Origin of the sequence: Acinetobacter sp. YH12254 (assembly GCF_013417415.1) — a bacterium.
Lineage (GTDB): Bacteria > Pseudomonadota > Gammaproteobacteria > Pseudomonadales > Moraxellaceae > Acinetobacter > Acinetobacter pseudolwoffii.
Window position 1 is genome coordinate 44,503 of sequence record NZ_VPEB01000013.1, and the last position, 12,884, is coordinate 57,386.

The following is a 12,884-nucleotide window of genomic DNA, read 5'->3' on the forward strand; positions in this document are numbered from 1 at the left end:
TTATGATTTTGTATTAAGTAATTGAATTTTATTATTTATTTAAAATTTAATAAAAAACCAGATTGTCATATAACTGTCATAAAACTTTTACATAATGCAGCTATCAAATAAAGGAGATCCTAACAATGGTTACAGGTATTTTGATGGCAGCTGGTTTTTGTGTATATATCGCTGCAACTTGGATGTACGGTCAGAAAGAAGAGCAAGCCTAAGCTTATCTTCTTTCTCCTATTTTAAGGTGTTATTAAATTACGCTATCTTCAAATCTTCAAATCTTCAAATCTTCAAATCTTCAAATCTTCAAATCTTCAAATCTTCAAATCTTCACATCTTCACATCCAATTCATCAAGCTATAAAAATATCTGAATACTCAACTTCAAAAAGCATTTTTGTTATGTAGTGGGTTAAACCGTGCTAAGCGTTTACATTCTTAACCCTTCAAAACCCAAAGCCTGAAAAGCCTTACACATGTGGCGTTTTTTATTGCTTAGACTGTTTCTCCCAACTTCTAGAAACAGGCAAGTAGAATGAACAATTTTAATGCAAGTGATATTAAAGAACATGCTTCAGTCATTGCTTCATGTGGTACTCAAGTCGGGAAGGTAGACCATTTAGAAGGTCAGGATTCAATTAAATTGACAAGAAGTGATGATGAAAATAATGAGCATCATCTGATTCCCTTGAGTTGGGTAAGCGAAATCAAAGACGATAGCGTAGTGCTCAATAAAACAGCAGAAGATGTGCGTAAAGAGTGGACCACCTTATAAAAAATTAAAGTCAATGGACTGAAAAGCAGGGCTGTCTCAGCTTAATTTTTTATGTCACAGACTTTATTAGTAATCGTTGAAAATGCCAGTTCGAAAGACTGGCATTTATTATGCGTAGTTGATTCTTTTTTATTTGGTTTTGCATTCTGCCAGAAATGGATTTTGAGCCTGTATGATGATTTTATCTGAAAATTTCCCTTCATATTCAAAACCATTTTGTATGATTTTTAGCGTTTGAAAACCACATTTTTCCTAGGCACGACTTCCACCTCAATTATGTCCAAAGACTTTTGAGTTGTAATGGCTTAAAGAAAAACTCTTTGACCAACTTGAGCGCTTCACTGCCACAGCCTTGAGCTGTCCAAGTGATTGTTGAGATTGCAATACAAAATTCAGCATGTTGAGCACAAGATTGATTTCTAGAATTCAAAGTTTACCGATCATTTCATCATGATGGTTTAAACAAATCGCAAAGTCATAACGGGTTGGATCAGCCAAACAGCGCTGACTATGTGCCTGCATATCTTCAAGTGTAAAATGCCATTTCAAGCCGGTCATATAACGCATTTCATCGATTTGCGTGAGCGCTAAAAATGTGAGTAGATTTTTAACTTTCAGTAAGTGTAAGTAGATGCGGTTCCATTTAAGATCAGTGTTGATGTGATGCTCTTTGAGAGCATTTTTTATTTTTAGAAAAGTAATCGACAGATTATAGAATGTCCGACTTTAGAACAAAAATGATTAAAAAAACCACCCCATCTTGCGAGAGGGTGGTGAGTGCGGAGCTATTAAATTTATTGAGCCTGCTGTTCTGCCTGAATCGCGGTTAAGGCGATGGTAAATACAATATCATCGACCAAAGCACCACGAGACAGGTCGTTCACCGGTTTGTTCAAACCTTGCAACATTGGCCCGACACTGACTACATTGGCAGCACGTTGCACAGCTTTATAAGTCGTATTACCCGTATTTAAATCCGGGAAAATAAAGACATTGGCACGTCCGGCCACTTGTGAATCTGGTGCTTTTTGACGGCCAACACTTTCAACCGAGGCAGCATCATATTGTAATGGCCCATCAATTAGCAGGTCAGGACGACGTTCTTTGGCAATTCGTGTTGCTTCAGCCACTTTCTCGACATCGGCACCCATACCTGAAGTTCCGGTAGAGTAAGAAATCATGGCAATCCGCGGGTCAATGCCAAAGGCTTTGGCAGAATCTGCTGATTGAATCGCAATCTCGGCCAGCTGCTCTGCATCTGGATCAGGATTAATCGCACAGTCGCCATAAACATAGACTTCATCTGGCAGCAGCATAAAGAACACAGAAGAAACCAATGAATAATCCGGTGCAGTCTTGATCAGCTGAAAGGCAGGACGTACGGTATTGGCCGTGGTATGTACCGCGCCAGAGACCAGACCATCAACCTGATCCAGCGCCAGCATCATGGTGCCGAGCACCACAGTGTCTTGCAGCTGTTCACGCGCTTGCAGTTCGTTGAGTTTGCCTTTACGTAGCTCGACCATCTTGTCGATATAGTTATCACGAATCAGATCCGGATCCAGAATTTCCAGATCTTCAGGCAATTCGATACCACGAGCTTTTGCCACTTCTAAAACAGATTCGGGATTGGCCAATAAAATACATTGTGCAATGCCACGCGACTGACAGATTGCTGCAGCTTGTATCGTACGTGGTTCATCACCTTCAGGTAATACAATACGTTTTTTGGCCGCAATCGATTTTTGTACCAGTTCATGCCGGAAGGCTGAAGGCGAGAGACGTGGCTTATAAGAACCATTCAACATCTGACCGAGCCATTCCGGATTGATGTGACTCGAAACAAAGCGCGTGACCTGATCTGCACGTTCCGTATCATCTACTGGAATTTCATTGCTGAGATTTACCAGTTTTTGTGCGGTTTCAAAGGTACTAAGCGGTGTATGTAAAATTGGTAAACCTTGTTTGATGGCGGTCTGGCAAAATTCCAGTACGTGATCATTTGGTTGATGATGTTCAGTTAGCACCAAGCCAGCCAAAGGAATACCATTGCTGCTGGCCAGACTGCTGGCCAATAACACATCAATCCGGTCAGATGCACTGATGATCAATTCACCCGCTACAAATTTATGCAATTCATGTTCAATATTGGCCGAAATCAGGCTGCTGTGCTGGACACGGCGCTGTTTCGCTTCGCCTTCATTAATCCAGTAGGCCTGAATATGTGCCGCCAGATCAGATATACGCGGCACACTTAAAGTTTTACTGAAAGGCACCAGTCCAATTACAGGTAACTTTTCTGAACCAATATGTGGATGGGTTTGCTGGATGGCACGAATAAATTGTGTGGTTTCTTCTGCAAGACGTAAATCCGGATCAAGCGTTACAGGAATCTGTGCAGATTCTTCAGGCAGACCTTTGGTTCGCATCAACAGGATGCCAGACAGGCGGGTTGAACTGGCGCCACCAAAGTTGCGAATCTGGTTTTCAACTTTATCGGCAGTCTGACCTGGCTGCTGGATATTGGCATTGCTGACCACAATCACTTTGGCATCCAAAGCCTGCGCCAGCGAGGCATTCAGATCATCGGCAAAACTGTCCTGAGCATTTGGCAATAGACCTTCGACAATAATCAGGTCATGTTGTCTGGCAATTTGACGATGCAGACGTACCGCTTCTTCCAGCAGTTCATCCTGTTCACCCAGATTAATCTGCTGCAAGACTTTGCTATAACGGATTGGTTCAACAGTTTCACTTTGAGAAATATGACGATACAAAGCCGTAGTACGGTCTTCGACTTCATTCAATTCCTGAGCAAAAGGTTTGAGAAAGCCAGCTTTAACCCCTTGGCATTCCAGTGCATAAATCAGGCCTAAACATGCAGAAGTTAAGCCTACGCCTTCCCCAGTGGGAACCAATAGAATCGTTTTCATAAGTTACGTCAGTCACACAATAATAAAAATCAGTTAAAAAGTGGCCCTGCTTGCTTATGCAAGCGCTACCTCAGCTTCAGACTTTTTTGCGTTTTTTTGCTCCACTTCAAGTTCTACAACGCTATGTACTTCTTGAGCGATACGACCTTCTTCGTCTGTTGGCACTACCCAGATTTGTGGACCTGTACCTGAATCGATACGGCCTTCAGTGCCACGTTTCAGGTCATTATTGGCACTTTTATCCAGGTTGAAGCCGAAGTGGGGCAGATAAGTCATGGTTTTTTCACGGATATAGGCAGAATTTTCGCCAATACCGCCAGTGAAGAACAAGCCATCAATACGTGGCAGACCACAGCTCAGTGCTGCCAGAGATTTGGCTAGACGGTAGCAGAATACTTCAATCGCTAATGCAGCATCTTCATTACCTTGTTCCGATGCTTCAATCAGGGTACGCATGTCATTCGACAAATCAGACAGACCCAACAGACCGCTCTGGCTATTCAGCATCTTGTCAATTTTATAGATATCCCAACCCAGGTTCTTTGCCAGGAAGCTGTGCAGGCTTGGGTCGACATCGCCACTGCGGGTGCCCATGACAATACCTTCAAGCGGGGTTAAGCCCATTGACGTATCTACACTTTTCCCATTCCACACGGCACAGGTCGAGCTGCCATTACCGAGATGTGCTGTTAACCAGCCGCCTTGTTTCAGGCTACCTGCCAGTTCAGAACCACGGTCTGAAACATAAGCATGGCTGGTGCCGTGGAAACCATAACGACGCACACCATGGGCTGTATATAAGAATTTTGGCAGGGCATAGCGATATGCATGTGCTGGCATGCTTTGATGGAATGCGGTATCAAATACTGCTATTTGCGGTAAGTCTGGGAACAAGCGTTTGGTGGCTTCAATGCCAATCAGATGTGCCGGATTGTGTAAGGGCGCAAGCGGCGTTGCTTCACGAATCTTTTCAATAATTTCATCATTGATCAATTCTGCTTTGGTCAGGCTGCCACCATGTACCACACGGTGACCAATCGCATCTGGGCGATAGTTAGCCAGACGCTCCAAACCAACTTCAAGGGCTTTTTTATGATCTGCAAATGGAATATGGATATCGACTGGTTCGTTACCGACAGTCACGCCTTTGATACGAGCATTCTCTGTGCCTAAGTTCTCAGCTAAACCATGAATACGGAAGTTCTGTTCCTCAAGAAGTAATGCAAACTTGATTGAAGAAGAGCCACAATTAATAACTAATACTGATTTAGACACGATTGATTACCCGATTTTTAATTAAAATTCTCGTCCATTGACTTGATCCAGTGATCAGCAAAAAGGCACTAAGCTGAATCAATATTGATGTTTTAACATTTGTTTTTTTTCTGTCCTAGATAGACTTTAGCAGATTAGACTTAAGCATTATCGACCAGGCTGACAATAATAACTAAAATTTATCAGTTCATAGTTTTCATTTATAAATAAAATGATGCTGAAAATATAATCAATAAAGCTGCCAAATTCTATTTTCAATGTCGTACTGGAACAGATTGCTTTCAGTTTAGTGCCTAAAACAGCAAATATGACTTATACATACAATTCTATACAGAGATTCATCAATAAAATGACCCAAAGGTTCTGATCCATTTCGGTTTTAATTTTTATATCCATAAAAAATCAGCCTTGCGAACAAAGCTGATTTTTAAAGTGATCAGCTGAAATAGTTATTGGCGAATCTGACCATCACCAAATACGATCCATTTTTGTGAGGTCAGGCCTTCAAGACCAACCGGACCACGGGCATGAATTTTATCGGTTGAAATTCCGATTTCCGCGCCTAAGCCATATTCAAAACCATCAGCAAAGCGGGTCGAGGCATTGATCATCACCGAACTCGAATCGACACCGGCCAAAAACTCGCGTGCCAGACTGTAATTTTCAGTAATGATCGAATCGGTATGATGTGAGCCATACTGATTAATATGTTCAATCGCTTCTTCTATGCCAGAAACCACTTTGATGGCCAGAATTGGGCCCAGATATTCGGTATACCAGTCTTCTTCAGTGGCCGCAATCACTGCATCAGCAAGAATACGCTGGGTTTCTTTGCAACCACGGAGCTCTACTTTTTTCTCCTGATAAAGTTCTGCGATGCGGGGCAAGAACTCTTCAGCGACTTTTTCATCGACTAGCAAAGTTTCCATGGCATTACACACGCCATAACGATGGGTTTTAGCATTTAAAGCAATGGGTAAGGCTTTTAACAGATCCGCCTGTGCTTCCACATAGATATGGCAATTACCATCCAAATGTTTGATCACCGGGACACGAGCTTCTTCAGTAATGCGCTCGATCAGGCTCTTGCCGCCACGAGGCACAATCACATCGACATATTCGGTCATGGTAATGAGCTGGCCGACTGCAGCACGATCAACGGTATTGATCACTTGTACTGCTGATTCTGGCAGGCCGGAAATTTTCAGCGCATGTTGAATTGCCGCGGCAATCGCCTGATTGGATTCCAGTGCTTCTGAACCGCCACGTAAAATAATCGCATTGCCTGATTTCAGCGCCAGTGAAGCCGCTTCCAGGGTCACGTTGGGACGTGATTCATAAATCATGCCGACCACACCTAAAGGTACACGCATCTTGCCCAGTTGAATGCCAGATGGGCGATAAGCCATATCGCTAATTTCACCAATCGGATCTTTCAGGCCAATCACATCTTTCAGGCCTTCTAACATACCTTTAAAGCGTGCGGGGTTGAGTTCTAAGCGATCAAGCAGGGCACTGTCCAGATTGTTATTATGCGCTTTGGTCATATCTTTCTGGTTGGCAGCCAAAATAGCCGGCTGGCTATTTTCCAAAGCCGTATAAATAGCCGATAGTGCGTTGTTTTTGGTTTGGGTGGACGCACGAGCCAAAATGCGAGAAGCCTGGCGTGCCTGCTGTCCTACCGTTTGCATATATTGTTCAATAGACTCTTGCATAGCGCTTTGATCACTTAGAAATTTCACTTCGATATTAACAGTCTGCTGCCGGACAATGAAGCCCATCTGTTAAAAATCATCCGTTTTCGCGGACTTCTAAACATTTTGAAATTGTTTTCTGTTTAAAAGCAGATAAGTGGTCGCTGAAGCGGTTGCTTGTGAAAAGCCGCTCTGTATAGAATGAAATAAGCGACATTGAAGTCATATATAATTATTAAAGAGCAGGATGCGTGTTCAGGCTCATCGGAATGTGTCTGAAGCATAAGATCTGTTAATCATGACTTGCACAATAAAAATAAGGCAAGGACGGAGGAAAAGGAAAATGAATTCCATTATCCACATGGATGCCCATGTATTGGATTCGCAAAGCCATTATGGTTTTTTTGATCTTTATGATAAGCACAGTTTTAAGCAGCCAGCACGAAGCACCTGGATGGATGGCTGGAAAATCGAATATATGGCGATTGCCCGTCCGGATACCTTGCATCTCAGGCCGATGGTGATCATTGGGGGCGCCTTCCAGAATTTTAATTCCTATAAATATTGTGTCGAACAGCTCTTCGCTGCCGGCCCGATCATTCTGATTGACTTGCCTTCGATGGGAGCCAACCAGCAGATCAGCAATGTGGATACTGGTCTGTCGGCTGGAACTCTAGAGCTTGAAGACCTTGCTGCCATGCTGGGGCAATGGCTGGAGCAGATGCAACTTCCTCAAGTTTCAATTTTAGGCATGTCCTTAGGCTCAGTAGTCGCCTCCTGTCTGGCAGACCAGCGCCCTGAACTGGTGGATCGGATGATCCTGATGGGCGTAATGCAGAAAACCCGCAAAAGCTGGCGCATGCTATTGGAAGAATCCTTGCATCTGATGAAAGAACAGCGCATGGATGAATTTGGTCAGGCGGTCATTTTATATCTGGTCAATCATGCCCGTCTCAAAGAAACCCGCATGTCACCAACAGCAAAGCGCTTATTCTTCAAGCAGATGTCAGAATTCACGGTGACCGAACAAGAGCGTTATGATATTAACTGCAACCGTCTATTGCGTCTGACCCACGTGCCGATTCCACAGTGCAAGGTTCTGGTGGCCTGTGGTCAATATGACAGTTTTACCTTGCCACATGAGAATGCCAATTTTGCCCTGCAATGTCCAAATATGCAGTATGTACAAATTGCCGGTGCTGACCATGTGCCTCAGTTGCAGCGCAGGAAAGAAACTATGCATCTGTTTGCCACCTTCTTGCGTGATGAAGCAGTCGAGCAGTTGCCGGGAATTATTCCGTTTAGCCGTGAACAGATGCAGCAGATTGAACGGCGCGGTGAAGAACGGATTTGTGTGCAACAGCCACAACGTTATTTGAGTCATCGTCATTCGGATCTGCTGTTGAATGTAGAAATTATCGACATGAATTTCTTTGGAGTATTGCTGGAGTTAGACGCAGGACAGACAGAGTGTGCCGCAGCTTATCCGCGTGATCTGGCCTTGCATCTGGAAGATGAAAACGGCGAGTTCAAGATCGAATGTCTGATCTTTGAACAGGATGAGACTCAAGTGCGGGCCCTGTTTAAACATGGCAGTTTTGAAGTGGCAGAACGTTTATTGGCTTTTGTGCAACAACAGAAAATCCTTCAGCAAGAAGACGCTTTCGATGCAGTGATTTAATCGGGGCTTAATAAAAAAACAGCGTCATTTAACGCTGTTTTTTTTCACTGCATGAATCATCCAGACCAGATCACCGAGATGTTCATCCTGCTCCGGTGTCAGATTTTGCTGACGAGGCTCGGCAAAATAACGTTGCGGTTGTTGTACCTCAACCTGATTGAAACCGGCATCTTGAAAAAAGTGCTGTAATTCTTGGGGGGTTTTAAAATGAAAGGTAAATGCACTGCGTGACATGAATTTAAGCAGACGGCTACAGCTCCAAATAAAATTCGCCAATTTATTTTTGACGGGTTCTGGGTAAATGTCGCTAAGGTAATGCAAGGCTGGAAAATGTCGTGCATTCTCTGCAATACCTTGCAACAGAATACGCAACATGCGTTGATCAAAGTAATTAATCAGCCCCTCATTAATTACCACCAAAGGTTGGTCGGGATCAAACATCTGAAAGATACAGTCCAACTCTTCACTAAAAATATCTGCAGTGAGCACTTCGGGAGCCTGCTGATCAATCTGCTGCAAGGCTTGGGTCTTGATTCTGGCCATGTCGGGAAGATCCAGTTCGCGATAATCAATCTCGGGAAATTTTTGTCTGAAATTCCAGCTACGTGGAGACAAACCGCAGGCAATTTCAAGAATCTGAAGTTGTGGATGTTGCTCGATCAACTGACACAGATGTTCATCAATCATCTGATGACGCTGCTTGAGTGTGGTACGCATACTGCCACCCACAGAGCGTTCTGCCCATACTTCGAGTGGATGTAGCAGTGTGGCCAGAAACTTGCCTTTAGTCGTGGCAAAAACCGGATGTGAGATCCCCATTTGATACCAGATATAGCCGGTATAATGTGCTGTAAAAGAAATATGGCGATGCTGCGAAAGTGATTTTGGCATAGGGTTCTGACCTTATTGTTATTTTAGTTGGGTGCTACAGAAGTAGCGCCTTTTTAACATCATAATAAAAAAGGAACACTTTGTCGTGTTCCTTTATCATATTGATTGGATTTAAAAAGTTTCAGCTAGTCTGCTGCTTGAATACCAGTATTTCATCACGAATCTTGCGCCATTCATCACCCAGATCCAGTTCAGTGCCAATTTGAATCGCTGGAATTTGACCGCGCATACGTTCTAAACGTTCCTGATTTGGCAACGGCAGGTCGGCAATGCCTTCCAGTGCAATACATTGTGCTGCACGATCATTACAGACCAGCCCCATATCACACCCGGCTTTCAGTGCGGCCTGAATTCGGGCATCGGCACCGCCTGCCACACAGGCGGCCTGCATGCTTAAATCATCCGAGAACAGAACGCCGTCAAAACCGAGTTGCTGACGCAAAACTTTCTGAATCCAGAATTCCGAGAATCCGGCCGGATTGGGATCTACCTGACTATAAATCACATGCGCTGGCATTAAAGCATCGAGTTGCGGCTGTAACTGGATAAAGGTCTGCATGTCTTTTTGCTGAATGTCTTCATAGCTGCGCATATCAATGGCTGCGGCAACATGTGAATCCGCTTTGACTGAACCATGACCCGGGAAATGTTTCCCAGTTGATGCCATTCCTGCACGTTTCATCCCTTTTAAAAATGCGCTGGCCAGTGGAATAATATCTGAAATATTTCTGGCAAAGCTTCGGTCACCAATCACATCACTGATGTCGTTTAAATCCAGCACCGGCGCAAAACTGAAATCAATCCCGACAGCCAGTACTTCAATCGCCATCAGCCAGCCGCATTTTTCGGCCAAATCTAAAGCACGCTGCGAATCATGAGCATACAGTTCGCCAAATTTCCCCATCGCAGGGAGCAGGGTAAAGCCCTGTCTTAAGCGCTGCACACGTCCACCTTCCTGATCGACTGCAATCAAAATATCAGGACGAATCTGGCGCATGTGATCGGTTAAGGCACGGACTTGAGCCGCAGATTCGATGTTACGTCCAAATAAAATGACTCCACCGACTTGCGGCGCACCGAATAGTTCAATATCTTCTTGAGTCAGGGTTGTGCCTGCGATGTCGAGCATCAATGCGCCAATCATATGCGGAATCCGTTTTAGAATTTTTCCGGGAAACAATACCTGATTTCTGCAATGATTTGCTACACTTTGTCAGCACAGAATATGATAAAACTACACGACATAAACATATTAAGTTGTTTAAGATGCTGAATACTTTAAATTCTGGTCGAAAAGCAACACGGTCACATTGGTCTCTAGGCCAAGGAAGTACGAATTATTTATGAAATTTCAAACGATAGCTTGCGCCGTTGCGATTGCGACAGGTGGCTTCTTTTTTACCCATGTCGTGAATGATGCGATTGCAGCCAATAGTGCAGAAGTGGTCAGCAAAGCCATTCAGCCATCTCAGGAACAGGCATTGGTATCACGTCAACTGGCGACGCTGGTGGATCGTCAGCACTATTTGAATATGCGTCTGGATGCCCAGACTTCGCAGCGTATTTTCGATTTCTATATCGATAGTCTGGATCCGGAACATAGCTTATTTCTGGCACCAGAAGTTGAAAATTACAAGAAACGTTATGGGGCCAATTTCGGTGCTCACCTGAAAGCTGGCAATTTGTCGGGTTCTTATGAAATCCATGCGCAATATCGTCAGCGCCTGACTCAGTTCTATACTTATATGCTGGATGAGCTGAAAAAACCACAGAACCTGAATCAGCCAAATGTCTATATCGAAACGGATCGTGAAAAAGCACCATTCTTTAAAACTGAGGCTGAACAGCGCGCGCACTGGTCAAAAATGCTGGTGTCCCAGCTGATCAATCTGACCATCAGTAAAGAAGAAGAACAGGCCAAACAGAAAGCACTGAAGGCCAATCCAGAACTGGCCAATGGACAAGACCTTACCGGTCCTGAAGATCTGACGCCTGCACAAACCTTGACCAAGCGTTATACCCGTCAGCTGGAACGTGTCAGCCGGATCAAGAGTGATGATGTGCTCGACAAGACCTTGAATGCGATGATGCTGACCTATGATCCGCATAGTAATTATTTCCCGCCTGTAGATGCGATGGAGCTGAATCGTCAGACCACTTTGCAGCTCGAAGGGGTTGGGGTCTCGATTCGTCCTGAACGTGGCAATGAAGATTACACCAAGATTGAAACCATTGTCGAAGGTGGTCCTGCGAGTAAATCCGGTCAGGTGAAATCGGGTGATCGTATCATTGGTGTAGCCCAGGATGGCGAACAGATGGTCGATGTGATTGGCTGGCCAAGCAATGAAATTGTCGGTCTGATTCGCGGCAAGCGTGGCACTAAAGTCACTCTACGTTTACTCGGTGCAGGCGCGACCATGGGGCAGGCACGTAACGTGACCATTACCCGTGATGTGATTCAGGAAGAAGATGCCGGTGTGCGTACGCGTGTCGTCGACATTCAGCGCGATGGCAAGAAATATCAATATGGTGTGATTGAAATCCCGTCGTTCTACCTGAACTATCGTGCACGTCGTGCCGGTACAGATTATCGTTCAGTCTCTGAAGATACCAATAAGGCTTTAAAAGAACTGGCGGCCAAAAATGTTGCCGGAATTATTGTCGATTTGCGTAATAACCCGGGTGGCTCACTAGAAGAAGTGGCACGTATGTTGGGGCAGGTGATTAAATCTGGCCCAGTGGTGCAGATTCGTGATGGTAATGGCAATGTTAGCGTCTTTGAAGATGATGATGGCGGTGCACAAACCTATGCGGGTCCACTGGCAGTGATGGTGAATCTTGCCTCTGCATCGGCCAGTGAAATTTACTCTGCTGCGATTCAGGATTATGAACGCGGGATTGTGATTGGCAGTACTACCACCGGTAAAGGTACAGCACAAGTACAACTGGATAGTCTGGCGCATGGTCAGGCGACATTGACGCAGCGTAAATTCTACCGTGTGACCGGTGGCAGTACCCAGAATAAAGGCGTCGTTCCGGACATTAAACTGGTCGATATTTATAACGAAGAGTTTGGTGAGCGTAAGGCTAAAAATGCCTTGCAGTGGGATACCATTCCAACGGCACCATTTAAACGTGAAGGCGCTGTACAGAAATACGTTCCTGAATTGGCTAAACTTTCTCAGCAACGGGTCACACTGGATTCTCAGTTCAAGTATTTAGAACAGCGTAAAGCCGTGATGAAGAAAGCCGAAGAAGAGAAACGTCAGGTACTGGACTTGCAACAGCGTAAAGCTGAGTTGATTGCCATGGAGCAAAAAACGCTGGACGCAGAAAACACTCGCCGTGCTGCAACAGGTCTGAAACCTTATCCAAATTGGGAAAGTTATCAGGCTTCGCTGGATGCCTTGATTGAAACACGTGCCAAGATGAAGGCCAAAGAACGTCCGGCTTTGCCTGAGGAAGAAGCTTTTGTAATTGAAGCGGCAAATGTGTTACTGGACTATGCCAAGTTACAGGCCAAACAGTAACTTTTAAGCATGTCCATTTAAGTATCTAAGGATCTAAAAAAATAGCCTGTTTCGACAGGCTATTTTTTTATGATATCCGGCTATTTAAAAATCAGAATAAATTTTTCACATG

Annotated in this window: 9 protein-coding genes; 3 read left to right on the top strand and 6 right to left on the bottom strand. The window is 44.4% G+C overall.

What is annotated here, in order from left to right; genetic code table 11:
* Positions 1-528: 528 nt before the first annotated feature.
* Complete coding sequence (locus FTV29_RS10615; protein WP_005095591.1) at positions 529-768, top strand: DUF2171 domain-containing protein; 240 nt, start codon at positions 529-531, stop codon at positions 766-768.
* A 426-nt stretch (positions 769-1,194) separates the two neighbouring features.
* Here the strand turns inward: FTV29_RS10615 and FTV29_RS10620 are convergent, their stop codons facing one another.
* The 4 genes from FTV29_RS10620 to FTV29_RS10635 all read right to left on the bottom strand — a co-directional run bounded on the left by FTV29_RS10620 (position 1,195) and on the right by FTV29_RS10635 (position 6,691).
* The gene (locus FTV29_RS10620) at positions 1,195-1,335 is read right to left on the bottom strand and encodes a hypothetical protein (protein ID WP_159138498.1); all 141 of its coding nucleotides are present in this window, start codon (positions 1,333-1,335) and stop codon (positions 1,195-1,197) included.
* Between the two features lie 227 nt (positions 1,336-1,562).
* Positions 1,563-3,701 carry a phosphate acetyltransferase gene (pta, locus tag FTV29_RS10625; RefSeq protein WP_100329250.1) on the bottom strand — a complete coding sequence of 713 codons (2,139 nt, stop codon included), beginning with the start codon at positions 3,699-3,701 and terminating at the stop codon, positions 1,563-1,565.
* Between the two features lie 54 nt (positions 3,702-3,755).
* Positions 3,756-4,976 carry an acetate/propionate family kinase gene (locus FTV29_RS10630; RefSeq protein ID WP_005172750.1) on the bottom strand — a complete coding sequence of 407 codons (1,221 nt, stop codon included), beginning with the start codon at positions 4,974-4,976 and terminating at the stop codon, positions 3,756-3,758.
* 449 nt (positions 4,977-5,425) lie between these two features.
* Positions 5,426-6,691 (bottom strand): glutamate-5-semialdehyde dehydrogenase, encoded by a 1,266-nt coding sequence (locus FTV29_RS10635; RefSeq protein ID WP_034609142.1) that lies wholly within the window; start codon positions 6,689-6,691, stop codon positions 5,426-5,428.
* Between the two features lie 322 nt (positions 6,692-7,013).
* Here FTV29_RS10635 and FTV29_RS10640 point away from each other — a divergent pair, with 322 nt between their 5' ends.
* Positions 7,014-8,351, top strand: a complete 1,338-nt coding sequence (locus FTV29_RS10640; protein ID WP_005172747.1) for an alpha/beta fold hydrolase — start codon at positions 7,014-7,016, stop codon at positions 8,349-8,351.
* A gap of 24 nt (positions 8,352-8,375) precedes the next feature.
* On the opposite strand, the gene FTV29_RS10645 is transcribed toward FTV29_RS10640, so the two are convergent.
* Together FTV29_RS10645 and nagZ are read right to left on the bottom strand one after the other, a co-directional pair.
* Positions 8,376-9,242 carry a class I SAM-dependent methyltransferase gene (locus FTV29_RS10645; RefSeq protein ID WP_005172745.1) on the bottom strand — a complete coding sequence of 289 codons (867 nt, stop codon included), beginning with the start codon at positions 9,240-9,242 and terminating at the stop codon, positions 8,376-8,378.
* A gap of 121 nt (positions 9,243-9,363) precedes the next feature.
* The gene (gene nagZ, locus FTV29_RS10650) at positions 9,364-10,386 is read right to left on the bottom strand and encodes a beta-N-acetylhexosaminidase (RefSeq protein ID WP_005172743.1); all 1,023 of its coding nucleotides are present in this window, start codon (positions 10,384-10,386) and stop codon (positions 9,364-9,366) included.
* A 199-nt stretch (positions 10,387-10,585) separates the two neighbouring features.
* Here nagZ and FTV29_RS10655 point away from each other — a divergent pair, with 199 nt between their 5' ends.
* Complete coding sequence (locus FTV29_RS10655; RefSeq protein WP_159138497.1) at positions 10,586-12,772, top strand: carboxy terminal-processing peptidase; 2,187 nt, start codon at positions 10,586-10,588, stop codon at positions 12,770-12,772.
* Positions 12,773-12,884: the final 112 nt, after the last annotated feature.

What these genes read in the sequence shown, in the direction of transcription:
- FTV29_RS10640 (WP_005172747.1), top strand. Translation starts at nt 7,014, where the DNA reads ATGAATTCCATTATCCACATGGATGCCCATGTATTGGATTCGCAAAGC.
- FTV29_RS10655 (WP_159138497.1), top strand. Translation starts at nt 10,586, where the DNA reads ATGAAATTTCAAACGATAGCTTGCGCCGTTGCGATTGCGACAGGTGGC.
- nagZ (WP_005172743.1), bottom strand. Translation starts at nt 10,386, where the DNA reads ATGATTGGCGCATTGATGCTCGACATCGCAGGCACAACCCTGACTCAA.
- FTV29_RS10645 (WP_005172745.1), bottom strand. Translation starts at nt 9,242, where the DNA reads ATGCCAAAATCACTTTCGCAGCATCGCCATATTTCTTTTACAGCACAT.
- FTV29_RS10635 (WP_034609142.1), bottom strand. Translation starts at nt 6,691, where the DNA reads ATGCAAGAGTCTATTGAACAATATATGCAAACGGTAGGACAGCAGGCA.
- FTV29_RS10620 (WP_159138498.1), bottom strand. Translation starts at nt 1,335, where the DNA reads ATGCGTTATATGACCGGCTTGAAATGGCATTTTACACTTGAAGATATG.
- pta (WP_100329250.1), bottom strand. Translation starts at nt 3,701, where the DNA reads ATGAAAACGATTCTATTGGTTCCCACTGGGGAAGGCGTAGGCTTAACT.
- FTV29_RS10615 (WP_005095591.1), top strand. Translation starts at nt 529, where the DNA reads ATGAACAATTTTAATGCAAGTGATATTAAAGAACATGCTTCAGTCATT.